The 14,368-nt window shown below is 72.7% G+C and carries 11 protein-coding genes; 7 read left to right on the top strand and 4 right to left on the bottom strand.

The window, feature by feature from the left end:
- Nucleotides 1-243 precede the first annotated feature (243 nt).
- The gene (locus AB8735_RS17055; protein ID WP_372408264.1) at nt 244-888 is read left to right on the top strand and encodes an XRE family transcriptional regulator; all 645 of its coding nucleotides are present in this window, start codon (nt 244-246) and stop codon (nt 886-888) included.
- Nucleotides 875-1,342 carry an NUDIX domain-containing protein gene (locus AB8735_RS17050; RefSeq protein WP_372408262.1) on the top strand — a complete coding sequence of 156 codons (468 nt, stop codon included), beginning with the start codon at nt 875-877 and terminating at the stop codon, nt 1,340-1,342. Before AB8735_RS17055 ends, AB8735_RS17050 begins: the two co-directional genes overlap by 14 nt.
- Nucleotides 1,343-1,364: 22 nt before the next feature.
- Here AB8735_RS17050 and AB8735_RS17045 read toward each other — a convergent pair whose 3' ends face one another.
- The gene (locus tag AB8735_RS17045; protein WP_372408260.1) at nt 1,365-2,819 is read right to left on the bottom strand and encodes a CehA/McbA family metallohydrolase; all 1,455 of its coding nucleotides are present in this window, start codon (nt 2,817-2,819) and stop codon (nt 1,365-1,367) included.
- Between the two features lie 167 nt (nt 2,820-2,986).
- Here AB8735_RS17045 and AB8735_RS17040 point away from each other — a divergent pair, with 167 nt between their 5' ends.
- The 4 genes from AB8735_RS17040 (at nt 2,987) to AB8735_RS17025 (ending at nt 9,085) form a co-directional block, all read left to right on the top strand.
- Nucleotides 2,987-3,844 (top strand): TIGR03619 family F420-dependent LLM class oxidoreductase, encoded by an 858-nt coding sequence (locus AB8735_RS17040; RefSeq protein ID WP_372408258.1) that lies wholly within the window; start codon nt 2,987-2,989, stop codon nt 3,842-3,844.
- 148 nt (nt 3,845-3,992) lie between these two features.
- The gene (locus AB8735_RS17035) at nt 3,993-6,620 is read left to right on the top strand and encodes a bifunctional FO biosynthesis protein CofGH (protein WP_372408257.1); all 2,628 of its coding nucleotides are present in this window, start codon (nt 3,993-3,995) and stop codon (nt 6,618-6,620) included.
- 81 nt (nt 6,621-6,701) lie between these two features.
- Nucleotides 6,702-7,850, top strand: a complete 1,149-nt coding sequence (locus AB8735_RS17030; protein WP_372408255.1) for a hypothetical protein — start codon at nt 6,702-6,704, stop codon at nt 7,848-7,850.
- A gap of 110 nt (nt 7,851-7,960) precedes the next feature.
- Nucleotides 7,961-9,085, top strand: a complete 1,125-nt coding sequence (locus AB8735_RS17025; protein ID WP_372408253.1) for an ADP-ribosylglycohydrolase family protein — start codon at nt 7,961-7,963, stop codon at nt 9,083-9,085.
- A gap of 230 nt (nt 9,086-9,315) precedes the next feature.
- Here the strand turns inward: AB8735_RS17025 and AB8735_RS17020 are convergent, their stop codons facing one another.
- The 3 genes from AB8735_RS17020 to AB8735_RS17010 all read right to left on the bottom strand — a co-directional run bounded on the left by AB8735_RS17020 (nt 9,316) and on the right by AB8735_RS17010 (nt 11,735).
- Nucleotides 9,316-9,510, bottom strand: coding sequence for a DUF397 domain-containing protein (locus AB8735_RS17020; RefSeq protein ID WP_372408251.1), 195 nt, complete (start codon nt 9,508-9,510; stop codon nt 9,316-9,318).
- Nucleotides 9,511-9,732: 222 nt separating this feature from the next.
- Nucleotides 9,733-10,590 (bottom strand): helix-turn-helix domain-containing protein, encoded by an 858-nt coding sequence (locus tag AB8735_RS17015; protein WP_372411864.1) that lies wholly within the window; start codon nt 10,588-10,590, stop codon nt 9,733-9,735.
- 368 nt (nt 10,591-10,958) lie between these two features.
- Nucleotides 10,959-11,735: a GPP34 family phosphoprotein gene (locus AB8735_RS17010; protein WP_344024123.1), complete on the bottom strand. Its 777-nt coding sequence runs from the start codon at nt 11,733-11,735 to the stop codon at nt 10,959-10,961.
- A gap of 258 nt (nt 11,736-11,993) precedes the next feature.
- Here AB8735_RS17010 and AB8735_RS17005 point away from each other — a divergent pair, with 258 nt between their 5' ends.
- On the top strand, nt 11,994-14,324 hold the full coding sequence (locus AB8735_RS17005) for a D-alanyl-D-alanine carboxypeptidase (RefSeq protein ID WP_372408247.1): 2,331 nt from the start codon (nt 11,994-11,996) through the stop codon (nt 14,322-14,324).
- Nucleotides 14,325-14,368 lie beyond the last annotated feature (44 nt).

Below are 14,368 nucleotides of genomic sequence, written 5' to 3'. Positions count from 1 at the left end.
GATGACGTCTGCGGGCGCAGCCATACGGTTCCGGTTCTCGCGGGGCGTTCCCACTCCGTTCCCGGACCGTTAGGAACGAGGAAGGCCGCACAGCGGAACTCGTCCCAAACGTCCTGGAGGCTTGCCATGAATGACGCTCTTCGCCGAGCCATGGCCCAAGCTCACCTCACCGACCGGCAATTGGCCGAACGCTGCGGTGTCGACGTCAAGACGGTGGGCAGGTGGGTTACGGAGCCTGGGCGTGTGCCCCACGCCCGCCACCGATGGGCCGCCTGCGGCGCGCTGGGAGAGGACGAATCGGTGCTGTGGCCGACGGCGGCGAAGAAGGCCCTCAAGGTCGGACCGGACCGCGAGGTCGTCTCCGTCTACCCGTACCGCTCCGCCTGCCCGGCCTCGCTCTGGCGGACGCTGATCACCCGTGCAGAGCAGGAGTTGACCTTTGCCGGATACACCAACTACTTCCTGTGGCTGGAACAGGCGCGCTTCGGCAGCGCCCTGCGCCGCAAGGCCGTTCAGGGCTGCCGCGTACGGTTTCTCGTGGGCGATCCCGACAGTGCGATGACGCGGCTGCGGGAGGCGGACGAGCAGGTTCCGCTGACGCTCTCGACCCGTATCCGTGTCACGCTGGCCGAGCTGGAAAAGATCAAGGGGCAGGGCGGGGTGGAGGCGCGGTTCAGCAGCGGCCACGCGTACCTGTCCGTCTTCCGCTTCGACCAGGAGATGATCGTGACCCCTTTGCTGACGCACCGCGTCGGCCACGACGCCCCCACGCTTCACCTGCGCAGACACCAGAACGACGGCCTCTTCGACCGCTTCGCCGCCCACGTCGAAGAACTGTGGTCCCAGGCGACGCCGGTATGGGGAGGCGACGACCATGGGCAGGCGTGACTTCGAGGACGACCCGGAAGCGCCTGCGGCCAACAGCCTGGTTCCCGCTGCCTCGGTCGTGGTGGTGGACGGCCGTGGACGCATCCTGCTCCAGCGGAGATCCGACAACGGCATGTGGGCTCTCCCGGGCGGGGCCATGAACCTCGGTGAATCCCTTGCGGATTGCGCGGTCCGGGAGACCCGGGAGGAGACCGGGCTGGACGTGGAGATCACCGGAATCGTCGGTACGTACAGCGACCCCCGGCACGTCTTCGCCTACGACGACGGCGAAGTGCGCCAGGAGTTCTCCATCTGTCTCCTCGCCCGCCCGGTGAGCGGTGCCATCGCCGTGTCCGAGGAGTCGACCGACGTCCGGTGGTTCGACCCCGGCGATGTGGACGACCTGCCCATGGTGAACAACATCCGCCGACGCGTGGACGACTGGCGGTCGGGTCGCATGCCCGCCATCCGGTGAGCCTGGCCGTGGCGGTGGTCCGTCAACTCCGGCCGCTGTCCAGGAAGACCGGGTTCGTCAGCGCCACCATCGCCCCGCCCGGGCGCCGCACCTCCGCCCGGACGTACGCCGCGCGTGCCGCCGTCGTCCGCCACTCCAGCCGGCCGTCCGCCGGGACGGGGGCGGTCAGCATCGGGCCCTGGTCCGTGATCAGGGAAGCCGTGCAGCCCGCCGGTACGCCGGCCGTCTCCAGGCGGACCGTTGCCTCCGGGTCGGCCAGGTGGCCCCCGATGCCCGCGTGGCCGCCGTGCGAGCCCGTCGCGCCGAACGAGAGGCGTACGGAGGACGATTCGGCGATCCAGCTGCGGCCCGCGCGCAGGGCGGAGAGCAGGGCGGGGCGCGAGAGGTCGTCGGCGAGGACGACGGTCTGGGGCAGGCCGACGGTCTGGGGTTCGCGGTGGGCGTCGCTGTTGCCCATGGCGGGGAGGCGGCGGCCGGTGGCCAGCAGGGCGTCCCACGCGGCGACGGCGGTCTCGTCGTCGGGTGTCCACGGGCCGTTCCAGACCTCCACCGCGTCCGCCTCGTCGAAGCCGAACTTCCAGTTGCAGGCGGGGCAGGTCGCGAACGGGTGGGCGGGGACGACCAGTCCGCCGGCGCGGTGGACGGCGCGGGCGAAGCGGGGGAAGACGCCGTCGCGGGCGCGGTAGCGCCAGTCGACGAAGGTGCCGGGGTCGGTGGCCAGGGCGAGGACGTGGCCGTTGCGGGTGGTGATCTCCTCGCCGGTGAGGACAAGGAGGTCGTCGCCCCACAGCCCGTCCCACGCGCCGTGCCCGGAGGTCGTGTTGTGCTCGGTGGTGACGATCCAGTCGAGCCCGGCCGCCCGCGCCGCCGCCGCGATCTCCGCGGGGGTGCGGAGGCCGTCGGAGTGGACGCTGTGGAGGTGGCCGTCGCCCCGGTACCAGGCCCGGCCCCGGCCCCGGGCCCGCTGCGGCGGGAAGACCGCGGCCGGGGCGGTGCCCGCCGGTCCGTACCGCAGGGTGACCGTCACCTCGTAGGCCAGGCCCTGCGGCGCCACCGTGTACGGGCCGAGGACGATGTGCCAGGTGCCGGGGCGGACGGGTCCGGCCAGATAGCCGGGGGTGGCGCGCTCCGCGCCGATCGAGAACTCCGTACGGGCCCCGCCCGACCAGCCCCGGAACCCGGCGCCGCCCAGCCCGGTGCCGCGCTCGTCGAAGATGCCGATGTCGCAGGCGTTGCCGTGGATGCCGGCGGGGACGGCCGGTCTGTCGTAGGTGTACGAGACGGCGATCTCCCGGACGCCGCGCGGGACTTCCACGGGGAGGTAGACGTAGTCGGGCGCGCCGGCCGGGAGCCGGCCGGTGATGCGGTGCGTCTCGGCGGCGCCGGTGGCGGACCGGGCGGAGGTCACGCCTCCGAGCGTAAGGGCACCCGTCGCTCCGGCGAAAGCGGTCAGTTTCAGGACGTTCCGGCGGTCCATGCGGACTCCTTCGTCGCCTTCCGTTCCGGGGACCGTTGTACGCCCGGGAGGCGGGCGGTGGAACGTCCGGCGGTTGACGGTTGTGTGTCGGTCGTTCGACATGGGTCACAGGTGACGCTCCAGGGCTTACCGTGGGTAGCCTTCCCGGCTGCCACGGAGGTTCCCGCATGCGCATCGCGACCACGGCCTTCCTCACGGACGAGACGATCACCCCGGTCCGGCTCGCCCGCGAGCTCGAACAGCGCGGCTTCTCGGGCCTCTATCTGCCCCAGCACACCCACATTCCGGTCAGCCGGGACACCCCCGCGCCGATGGGCGGGGAGCTGCCGCGGGAGTACGGCCGGTCGCACGACCCCTTCGTCGCGCTCGCCCAGGCCGCGGCCGTCACCCACCGGATCGCGGTCGGCACCGGCGTCGCCCTCGTCGCCCAGCACGACCCGGTCGTCCTCGCCAAGCAGGTGGCCACGCTGGACCATCTCAGCGGGGGCCGGTTCACCTTCGGCATCGGCTACGGCTGGAACGTGGAGGAGGCCGCCGACCACGGCGTGGAGTGGCGCACCCGGCGCGCGCTGGTGCGCGACCGGATGGCGCTGATGCGGGCCCTGTGGGCCGCCGAACCGACGGCCTACGAGGGGGAGTTCGGCTCGGTGCGGGCCAGCTGGGCGCACCCCAAGCCGCTGTTGCCGCCGCGCGAGCGGGTGGGCGCGCCGCCGCTCGTCGGGCCGCGCACGCTGATCGGCGGGGCGTCCGGGGACGGGCTGTTCGCCGCGGTCGCGGAGTACGCGGACGGGTGGCTGCCCATCGGCGGGGGCGGGTTGGGGGAGTCGCTGCCGAGGCTGCGGGCGGCCTGGGCGGAGGCGGGGCGGCCGGGCGAACCGGTCGTCATCCCGTACGCGGTGCACCCGTCGGCGGGGAAGCTGGCGCACCTGGCCGACCAGGGCATCGAGGAGGTCGTGGTGGGGCTGCCGGCGGCGGGGGAGGCGGAGGTGCTGCGGGCGCTGGACGCGCTGGCGGAGTTCCTGTGAGCCGCCTTCCGGGCGGGGCCCCGGCCCTGACGGGCGGTCGGCCGGGGCGACCTGGCCCGGAGGGGGCCTCCGGTTGGCGTGACCAGGTCCACACCGGTCAGGCGTGATCTCCCCTGGTGTCACTTCGGCCCGCTCGTATGCTCGGGAGATGACTTCGAGCGCATCACGTCCCGTACCGGAACGTCCCGTACCGGAGGCCCCGACCGCGAACGCCATGCGGAGAGCCCTCAAACGGGCCCGTGACGGCGTCGCGCTGGACGTCACGGAGGCGGCCGTCCTCCTCCGGGCCCGGGGGGAGGACCTGGAGGACCTCTGCGCCTCCGCCGCCCGGGTGCGGGACGCCGGGCTGGAGGCCGCCGGCCGCCCCGGGGTCATCACCTACTCCAAGAGCGTCTTCATCCCGCTCACCCGCCTCTGCCGCGACAAGTGCCACTACTGCACCTTTGTCACCGTCCCCGGCAAGCTCCGCCGGGCCGGGCAGGGGATGTTCATGTCCCCGGACGAGGTGCTGGACATCGCCCGCCGCGGGGCCGCGATGGGCTGCAAGGAAGCCCTGATCACGCTGGGGGACAAGCCGGAGGAGCGCTGGCCCGAGGCCCGCGAGTGGCTGGACGCGCACGGCTACGACGACACCCTCGCGTACGTCCGCGCCATCTCCGTCCGGATCCTGGAGGAGACCGGCCTCCTGCCGCACCTCAACCCCGGCGTCATGTCCTGGACCGACTTCCAGCGGCTCAAGCCCGTCTCGCCGTCCATGGGCCTGATGCTGGAGACCACGGCCACCCGGCTGTGGAGCGAGCCCGGCGGACCGCACTACGGCTCGCCCGACAAGGACCCGGCCGTCCGGCTGCGGCACCTGGAGGACGCGGGCCGCAGCTCGGTGCCGCTGACCAGCGGACTGCTGCTGGGGATCGGGGAGACGTACGAGGAGCGCGCCGAGTCGCTGTTCGCGCTGCGCAAGGTCGCCCGGGCCTACCACGGCATCCAGGAGCTCATCCTGCAGAACTTCCGCGCCAAGCCGGACACCGCGATGCGCGGCATGCCGGACGCGGAACTCGACGACCTCGTCGCCACCGTCGCCGTCGCCCGGCACATCATGGGCCCCTCCGCCTGCCTCCAGGCCCCGCCGAACCTGGTGGACGCGGAGTTCGGACGGCTCATCCGGGCCGGGATCGACGACTGGGGCGGCGTCTCCCCGCTCACCCCGGACCATGTCAACCCCGAGCGCCCCTGGCCGCGGATCGACGAACTCGCCGAGCGCTCCGCCGCCGAGGGCTTTGTCCTGAAGGAACGTCTCGCCGTCTACCCGGAGTTCGTGACGCGCGGCGAGCCGTGGCTCGACCCGCGCGTGCTGCCGCACGTGCGGGCGCTGGCCGACCCGGAGACGGGGCTGGCCCGCGAGGATGCCGAGGTGAAGGGGCTGCCGTGGCAGGAGCCCGAGGAGGTCTTCGTCCCCTCCGGGCGCACCGAACTGCACCGCACCATCGACACCGAGGGCCGCACCGCCGACCGCCGGGACGACTTCGACGAGGTCTACGGCGACTGGGAGGCGCTGCGGGAGGCCGCGGCGCCGGGGATGGTGCCCGAGCGGCTCGACGGCGACGTCCGCGCGGCGCTGAAGCAGGCTGCCGATGACCCGACGCGGCTGACCGACGCCGAGGCGCTCGTTCTGCTGCACGCCGACGGGCCCGCGCTGGACGCGCTCTGCGGGATCGCGGACGACCTGCGGCGGGACGTGGTCGGCGACGAGGTCACCTATATCGTCACGCGGAACATCAACTTCACCAACGTCTGCTACACCGGCTGCCGGTTCTGCGCCTTCGCCCAGCGCCGCACCGACGCCGACGCCTACACCCTCTCGCTGGAGCAGCTCGCCGACCGGGCCCAGCAGGCGTGGGACGTCGGCGCCGTCGAGGTGTGCATGCAGGGCGGCATCCACCCGGACCTGCCGGGCACGGCGTACTTCGACATCGCGCGGGCGGTCAAGGAGCGCGTGCCGGGGATGCATGTGCACGCCTTCTCGCCGATGGAGGTCGTCAACGGCGCGACGCGGACCGGGCTTTCGATCCGCGAGTGGCTGACCGCGGCGAAGGAGGCGGGGCTCGACTCGATCCCGGGCACGGCGGCGGAGATCCTCGACGACGAGGTCCGCTGGGTGCTCACCAAGGGCAAGCTGCCGACCAGTACGTGGGTGGAGGTCGTCAAGACCGCGCACGAGCTGGGCATCCGCAGCTCGTCCACGATGATGTACGGGCATGTGGACCAGCCCCGGCACTGGCTCGGGCACTTCCGGACGCTGGCGGGCATCCAGCAGGCTGCGATCTCTAAAAACGTGGGTGGTTTCACAGAGTTCGTGACGCTTCCCTTCATCCACACCAACGCGCCCGTCTATCTCGCGGGCATCGCGCGTCCCGGTCCGACGATGCGCGACAACCGCGCCGTCACGGCGATGGCCCGGCTGCTGCTCCACCCGCATATCCCCAACATTCAGACGAGTTGGGTCAAGCTGGGCACGGAGGGCGCGGCGGAGATGCTCCGCTCGGGCGCCAACGACCTGGGCGGCACGCTGATGGAGGAGACCATCTCGCGGATGGCGGGGTCGTCCTACGGCTCGTACCGCTCGATCCGCGACCTGGAGGCCATCGCGGAGGCGGCGGGCCGTCCGTCGCGGGCGCGGACGACGACGTACGGCGAGGTGCCGGAGGAGCGGTGGAAGGCCGCCGTCGCGTCGGACGGCCATCTGCCGGAACTGCTGCCGGTGCTGGGGAACGACTGACCGGGCGTCGGTCAGCAGTGTTGCGGGACTGTCGCACGGCCTCGATCGGACGGCGACCGTCCCGCGCATAGGGTGTCCCGCATGTCTTGGCCCCAGAACCCCCCACAGCCCCACAACAACCCCCAGCAGCCCGGCCCGGCCGGTCAGCCCCCGCAGCCGGGCCCGCCGCCCGCCCCGCAGGGCGGCTTCGGCCCGCCGCCGACCTGGGGCGAGGGCGGCACGGGGCACGCACAGCCGACGATGATCGGCGGACCGGCCGTACCCCCGCCCCCGCCGCCGGGTCCCGTGCCCGGCGCGGGGGCCGTGCCGCCGCCCGGGCCCGCACCCGCCGGTGGCGCGGTGCCGCAGTTCGGACAACAGCAGCAGCAGCCGCAGCAGCACCGGCCGTCCTTCCAGCCGCAGCCGCCCGCCCCCGCGCCCCGTAAGAACAAGACGCTCCTCGCCGTCGTCGGCGGCGTCGTGGCGCTGGGCGTCATCGGCGGCGGTCTCGCCTACGCGCTGGGCACCGGCGGGGACGACAAGAAGGACGAGAAGGCCAAGGGGGACGACAAGGGCGCGTCGGCCGCCCCGCAGACCCCGGGCACGCCGGAGGGCTCCTCGCCCGCCAACTCCCCGGACGCGTCCGCCTACCAGCCCCCCAAGGGCTGGCAGACCCAGACCTACGAACGCCACGGCTTCAGCTACGACGTCCCGGGCAAGGACGCCAAGTGGAAGCTCCTGCCCGGCGACACGATGATCTCGTACACCGAGAAGGGCAAGCCGGTCGTCGCGATGACCGGAACGGCCAGCTTCCACGAGGGCGGCTGCGCCTCGAACCCCAACCCGGACACCTTCGGCGAGGCCGGCAAGGGCCAGCTCGCCACCGTCGGCACCACCGGCGGCGGCACGGACGGCACGCTCCAGGACAACGCCCGCAACTGGGCGGGCAACTGGGGCGTCATGGCCTACGGAGGGACGGGCAGCCACAAGCCGAAGATCGAGGTGAGCCGGGCGACGCCCTGGAAGCACAACGGCATCGAGGGGTACACGGCGACGGCCAAGGTCACCGTCACCAACCGGCCCAGCACCTGCGTGCCGCCGACCGCGATCGTGAAGAGCATCGCGCAGAAGCTGCCGGACGGGACGTTCCACGGCTGGGTGGTCTACGCGGACCAGGGCGTCCCGGACGCGCTCCCCGAGGCCGAGATCGACAAGATCATGAACACCGTCCGCCCGGCCAAGACCCCGTAAGCCCGCACGGGCGGTCGATTACAGTGCTGTGCCGACCGTACGCCGCAATGGACCATCCGCAATCCGCAATCCGCAAGTCACCAGCGACCGTTGAGCCGGGAGGCCGGAACGTGACCACGACCGTCGGTGCGGGGACGCCCCTGTGGGGCCGGGCCGAACAGCAGGACTTCCGCGCCCGGGTGCGCGGCTGCCTGCTGGGCGGCGCCATCGGCGACGCGCTCGGCGCCGGGATCGAGTTCGACTCCCTGGAGGCGATCCGCTCGGCGCACGGCCCGCAGGGCGTCGAGGACTACGTCCCGGCCTACGGCCGGCGGGGTGCCGTCACCGACGACACCCAGATGACGCTCTTCACCGCCGAGGGGCTGATACGGGCCCAGGTGCGCCGGGACACCGGCGCCTGGCACCCGCCGACCGACGTCCACCGCGCCTATCTGCGGTGGGCCGCCACCCAGCGCGACTGGGGGCCGGACGAACGGGAGCCGGACGCCGGCTGGCTGGCCCGCGAGGAGTGGCTCTACTCCCGGCGGGCACCCGGCAACGCCTGCCTCTCCGGGCTCGCGGACGAGCGGATGGGCACCCTGGAGGAGCCGAGGAACCCCGACTCCAAGGGGTGCGGCGCCGTGATGCGCTCGGCCCCCTTCGGGCTCCTGGTCGGCTGGGAACCGGAGCTCGTCCTCCAACTCACCGTGGAATGCGCCGTGCAGACGCACGGGCACCCCACCGGCTCGCTGGCCGCGGGGGCGTTCGCGGTCATCGTCCACGGCGTCGCACGCGGCGAGTCGCTGGACGCGGCCGTCCAGCGGACGCTGGCCCTGCTCGCCGGCCGCCCGGGGCACGAGGAGACCACCGAGGCGCTCCGGCAGGCCCTGGGCGCGGTGCGCCAGGGCCTGCCGACGCCCGAGCGCGTGGAGTCGCTGGGCCAGGGGTGGGTGGCGGAGGAGGCCCTGGCCATGGGCGTCTACTGCGCGCTCGTCGCCGAGGACATGCGCCACGGTCTGCTGCTCGCCGTCAACCACGGCGGGGATTCGGACTCCACCGGGTCGATCTGCGGCAACCTGCTCGGCGCGCTGCACGGGGAGACCGCGCTGCCCGCCGGCTGGCTCGCCGAGCTGGAGGGACGGGCCACCGTCCTCCAACTCGCCGACGACTTCGCCATGGAGCTGACGCAGGGCGCCTCGCTGCACGGCCCGGCCGGCTCCTCGGCCGCCTGGCTGGCGCGCTACCCGAGGGCGTGACCGCGACGGGCCCGGTCATGGGCGTACCCCCGGGCCCCGGCCCGGGCGCGCCGCACGACGGGCCCGGGGGCGACGGCCCGGTGATGACGACGGGCCGGTGACACGACAGCCCGGTGACGCGATGGGCCGTGCGCGGCCGCGGTGGACGGATCCGTGGCGCCGAACTCACCCGCGTTCCCCAGGGGTTGCCCCGCCCGGGCGGACGGGGCGTGCGGGTGCCGGTCGGGGCGTCACTCGCTCCCGGGGGTGACCTGCGTCATGAAGGCCGCCCACGCCTCGGGCGTGAAGCCGAGCTCGGCACGGCGCGGGGCCTTGGAGTCGCGCACCGCGACGGCCCCGGGGGCGAAGGAGGCGACCTCGACGCAGTCGCCGTTGAGGGAGTAGGAGGACTTCCGCCACGTGGACATGGGCTGCTGCATTGCCATGGTGTTGCTCCGATGCCGTGTGAGTAATGCCTGTGTGAGTACTGCCTGTCCGAATCGGGGGTAGCGCCGGCTTCCCGAAGGTGCGACCGACGGTACGCGCCAACATCACCGGATGAACGGGCTGTTCACTCGACCGGATGGCATATTCCAGGCGACTCTTCCCACCGGGACGGCACCAGGTGTACCGTTCCGCCTCCTCGGCGGCTGCCGCCCCGGGGGCGCTCAGTCGCGGTACTCGTCCGCGACGCTGAGCAGGAACTGCCGGGTCTGCTCGGCGTTCAGGGCCTGCATCCGCAGGTGTTCGTACATCACGCTGTAGGCCTGCACGTCGTTGGGCTTCTCCAGGTACAGGTCGCTGGTGATGCCCTCCAGGTAGACCGTGCTGGCGTCCTGCGGGTCGTGGAACTCCAGGATGCAGAACTTGCCGTACATCCCCGGATGCGCGCCCACGTCGTAGGGCAGGATCTGCACCGTGATGTGCGGCTGGAGGCTGAAGTCGACGAGGTGCTCCAGCTGTTCGCACATGATGGCCCGGTCGCCGACGATGCGCCGCAGCGCCGACTCGTCGATGACCGCCCACAGGCGCAGCGGGTTGACCGGGTCGGTGATCCGCTCCTGGCGCCGCATCCGCACCTGGACGCGCCGCTCGACCTCGGCGGCGGTGGCCTCCGGCCATGAGCCCTCGGTGACGGCGCTGGCGTAGCCCGGGGTCTGGAGCAGGCCGGGGATGAGCGACGCCTCGTAGATCCGCAGCGAGGCCGCGTCGGTCTCCAGGCCGATGTAGACGCTGTACGGAATGTCGCCGAAGGCATGCCACCAGCCTTGCTGGCGTGACTCTTTGGCCATCTGCATCAGCGAATCGACGATGCGGTGGTCCTCGACCCCGTACACCCCGCACAGATCGCGGACGTCGCGCTGGCTGATGCTGCGGCGGCCGTTCTCCAGCCGGCTGATCTTCGACTGGGAGACCAGGAGCCGCTCGGCCACCTCCTCGGCCGTCATCCCTTTGAGCTCACGGAGCTTGCGCAGCTCCTGCCCCAATCGGCGCCGCCTTACGGTGGGGTTGACACTGGACGCCACGGGAGGCACCTCCGGCTCCGTCATGCTGCTGTCTCCTGGTCCCCGCAGCCTGCCACCACCGGCCGGGGCGGCGCTGGAAAATGCCGACACAGCGTCCTCTCGCGACGACCGCAGTCACGGCGACCGGAGTCACGGTGCCGTCCGGGCGCGGAAGTTCGCGGGCGCGCCTGCGCGGGGTGGCGGAGGTTCTGCCACCCCGCGCAGGGCGCGACAGGGGGACGCGGCCCGGCGCCGGACCGCGTCATCGCCTCCTGCCCCACTGGGCGAGCGGGTCGCTCACGTCACCGCGTCACCCGGCCCCGGGCCCGCCCCGTGCGCCACCGGAACCCGTGCGTCACCGGAAGGCGCTCCCGCCGTCCGCCACGGCCTCACGAGGCCGCCGCGCGGGCCATCACCCCGCCGTGGGGCGGGATGGCCTGAGGAACGGTTTCAGCAGAGGCCACCGCGGACCGGACGGATGCCTTCCGGCGCCCGGCGCCGCCGTTCCCGCCACCGGCCACCGCCGTGGACCGGCGCGGCTGGGCCACCCCGTTCTGCACGTCGAGCACGGCGTGCGCCACGAGCCCGCCCATCGGGTCGTGCCGGATCAGGTCCCGCAGCCGGGACCGGGACGAGCGGCCCTCGTTGCCCGGGTAGAGATGCTTGCCCAGGCCGACCGCGTGCGCCAGCGCGGCCAGCGCGGCCGTCCGAGGGTCCGGCGGGACGCCGGTGCGGATCGCGCTGTCCAGCCGGGCCCTGATCTCCCGGCTGATGGCCGTGTCCGTCGCCTGGTAGCGGGTGGTCGGCAGCACCCCGCACATCTGGCCCGCGACGGCGTGCACCATGCCGCACCGCTCCAGATGGGTGAGGTACGTCTGACGCAGCCCCAGCCGGGGCCCGCCGATCCAGTGCACCGCGCGGACCGGGCTGCCGCGGCGTCGCAGCAGTTCGAGCGCGGTGTCCAGGGTCGGATCTCCTGTGGGCCGTGGCATCACCACGGCGATACGATCCCCGTCAGGGGCTATCCGTCCGGCCAGAGCCAGCTCCACTAGCTGGGCTCCGGCGAGACCGAGGTCGAGCGACTGCGGCTGCGCCGTGGTCCCGGTCGTCGGGTCCAGGGCGAGCAGCAGAAGCTCCTCCGGAATTGTTCTGCGGCTCCTGCCCATCCATGCCTCCCCGCGTGGATGAGTGACAGGGTGACCCCTCTCACATTGGTCTGTCGAGAGTGCGTGGTGGCTTCGGGTGGGAACCGGTAGGTATGTCGTCTCGTCTTGCACATGGGTGAAGCAGCGGAGGCCGCTTGACGGGTGGTCGCGCGCTGGCACGCCGACGGCAGAGGACACTGGTAGACGTTGAGAATGTCCGGGAAGCGGGGCGCTGGTCGCCCCGCCTCGGCGTACGGCGCGGGAATCGAGGAGGCATCGGTGGCGGGCGAGTCCCCCGACAAGTCTGAGCAGGGGAAGCCGTCGGGGGAGACGGCTGGCGAGCACGACCCGAGGCTCGGGGTGCTCCGGGAGCCGAAGGCGCCGGCGGAACCGGACTCCGAGGCGGCGCCGCGGCACGACGGCGCCCGCACGGAGCGGGCCGGGGCGCGTCCGGCGGCCACCGGGACCGATGCGGATGCAAAGCCCGCTAAGCGGGAGGAAGCGGAGGATAGCCGTCCGAAGGACGGCGCCTCCCGGGCCGCCGCGGAGGTGTCCGGCGCCGGCCGGCCGAAGAACGGTTCCGCCCCGGCGGGCGACGACCGGCTGAAGGCCGCCGTCGCCTCGTGGGTGGCGAGCGCGGACGAGGACGGTCCGGAGACGATCGCGGATTCCTCCGCCGACGACCGGCCGGCGGCATCCGCCGCGGACCGCTCGGCGGCCTCCTCCGCCGATCAGCCCACCGCCCTTCTCAAGGCCCCGGTCGTCGAGGCGCCGAAGCCGAAGCAGGCGGAGTCGAAGCCGGTGGAGTCGAAGTCCGCAGCGCCGAAGGCCGCGGGGTCGGGGTCCTCCTCGGCCGACCAGCCGACCGCGTTGCTGAAGGCGCCCGTCGCCGACGCGCAGAAGCCCGCCAAGGCGGCGGCCCCCGCGAAGGCGGACTCCGCCGGACCCGACCCCTCCGACCAGCCCACGGCCCTGATCAAGGCGCCGGAGGTCGAGACCCCGAAGATCAAGGCCCCGGCCGCCCCGCCCAAGGGCGCGCCCACCGGTGACGAGCGCGCGAGCCGCTTCGTCCCGCTGAAGTCGGACGACGCACCCGCCGCGCCCCCGAAGCCGGCGCGGCCCGCCGTGCCCGTCAAGGTCGCCCCGCCCGCGCCCGCGCCCGCGCCCGCGGCCCCCGCCGCGCGCCCGCAGCAGCCGGCCGGCCCGGACGGTCCCGAGCGGACGACGCAGACGCCCCTGCCGGTCGGCCCGGACGGCGAGAAGCAGGCGCCGCTGGACCTCCTGGCGCAGCTGACCAACACCCCGCCGCCGCCGGAGACCCCGGTGCGCAGCACCGTCCGGCGGCTGAAGATCTACACGCCGATAGCGGTTCTGCTGCTGATCGTCTTCTGTGTGGTGCAGGCCGTCCGGCCGCTGCCGAACACGGAGCTGTCGCTGGGCAAGCAGGCCGCCTACACCTTCGGCGGCGAGAAGTTCTCCATGAAGTGGCCCGAGGAGGGCCAGTCCGCCGCCAAGGTGGTCGGCGTCGGCGACCTGGGCACCTTCGGCGACCAGAAGCCCGTGCCGACGGCGTCCATGGCCAAGGTCATGACGGCGTACATCATCCTGCGCGACCACCCGCTGAAGATGAAGAAGCAGGGCGGGCAGGACGTCCCGGAGCAGGGACCGATGATCAAGATCGACGCCCAGGCGGAGAAGGAGGCCGGCTCCGGCGACGAGTCGCGGATCGAGTGGATCAAGGCCGGGCAGACGTACTCGGAGTACGACATGCTCCAGATGCTGCTGATCCCCTCCGGCAACAACATCGCCCGCCAGCTGGCCCGCTGGGACTCCGGTGGGTCCGAGGCCCCGTTCGTCAAGAAGATGAACGACGCGGCCAAGGAGCTGGGGATGAAGCGCACCACCTACACCGACCCCAGCGGCTTCGACAAGACCACCGTCAGCACCGCCTCCGACCAGGTGCTGCTGGCCGAGCGGGTGATCACGAACCCCGTCGTCCGGTCCATCACCACCAAGCCCAACGCCAAGATCAAGGACGGCGGGCAGATCAACAGCAACATCGACGACCTGCTGCTCAAGCGCACCGGTGTCCTGGGCATCAAGACCGGCTCGACCACCGCGGCCGGCGGCGCCCTGATGTGGGCGGCCCGCAAGCGGTTCGGCGACGAGGAGGTGCTGATCGTCGGCACCACCATGGACCAGCACTGGAAGAAGGGCCCGGACGTCCAGGCGCTGATGTCCCTGAAGATGGCCAAGGACGTCAGCTACGAGCAGCTGACCGCCGTCCAGAACGGCCTCCAGGAGGCCACCGTCGTCAAGAAGGGCCAGGTCGTCGGCTATGTGGACGACCAGCTCGGCGGGAAGACGCCCGTCGTGGCCACCAAGGACGTCAAGGGCTTCGGCTGGGGCGGCATGAAGGCGAAGTTCGCCCTGAAGCCCAAGGCTCCCAAGGGCTCCAAGGACAAGACCCTGCCGCACTCGGCCAAGGCCGGCACCGTCGTCGGCGAGCTCGTCGTCGGCTCCGGGCCGGACGCAGTGAAGGTCCCGGTGGCGCTCCAGAAGGCGCTGAGCGAGCCGTCCTTCGGCTCGAAGCTCACCCGCCTGGGCTGACCGGCGCCTCCCGGGCGGCACGGCCGGCTCCTGGCCCGTACGAG

Source organism: Streptomyces luteireticuli, from assembly GCF_041519305.1.
Classification (GTDB): Bacteria; Actinomycetota; Actinomycetes; order Streptomycetales; family Streptomycetaceae; genus Streptomyces; species Streptomyces luteireticuli.
This window is presented reverse-complemented; position numbering and strand designations above follow the sequence as displayed.

Bases quoted from the DNA above. Each gene is read 5' to 3' on its own strand.
- AB8735_RS17050 (WP_372408262.1), top strand. From the start codon at position 875: ATGGGCAGGCGTGACTTCGAGGACGACCCGGAAGCGCCTGCGGCCAAC.
- AB8735_RS17045 (WP_372408260.1), bottom strand. From the start codon at position 2,819: ATGGACCGCCGGAACGTCCTGAAACTGACCGCTTTCGCCGGAGCGACG.
- AB8735_RS17040 (WP_372408258.1), top strand. From the start codon at position 2,987: ATGCGCATCGCGACCACGGCCTTCCTCACGGACGAGACGATCACCCCG.
- AB8735_RS17035 (WP_372408257.1), top strand. From the start codon at position 3,993: ATGACTTCGAGCGCATCACGTCCCGTACCGGAACGTCCCGTACCGGAG.
- AB8735_RS17030 (WP_372408255.1), top strand. From the start codon at position 6,702: ATGTCTTGGCCCCAGAACCCCCCACAGCCCCACAACAACCCCCAGCAG.
- AB8735_RS17020 (WP_372408251.1), bottom strand. From the start codon at position 9,510: ATGGCAATGCAGCAGCCCATGTCCACGTGGCGGAAGTCCTCCTACTCC.
- AB8735_RS17010 (WP_344024123.1), bottom strand. From the start codon at position 11,735: ATGGGCAGGAGCCGCAGAACAATTCCGGAGGAGCTTCTGCTGCTCGCC.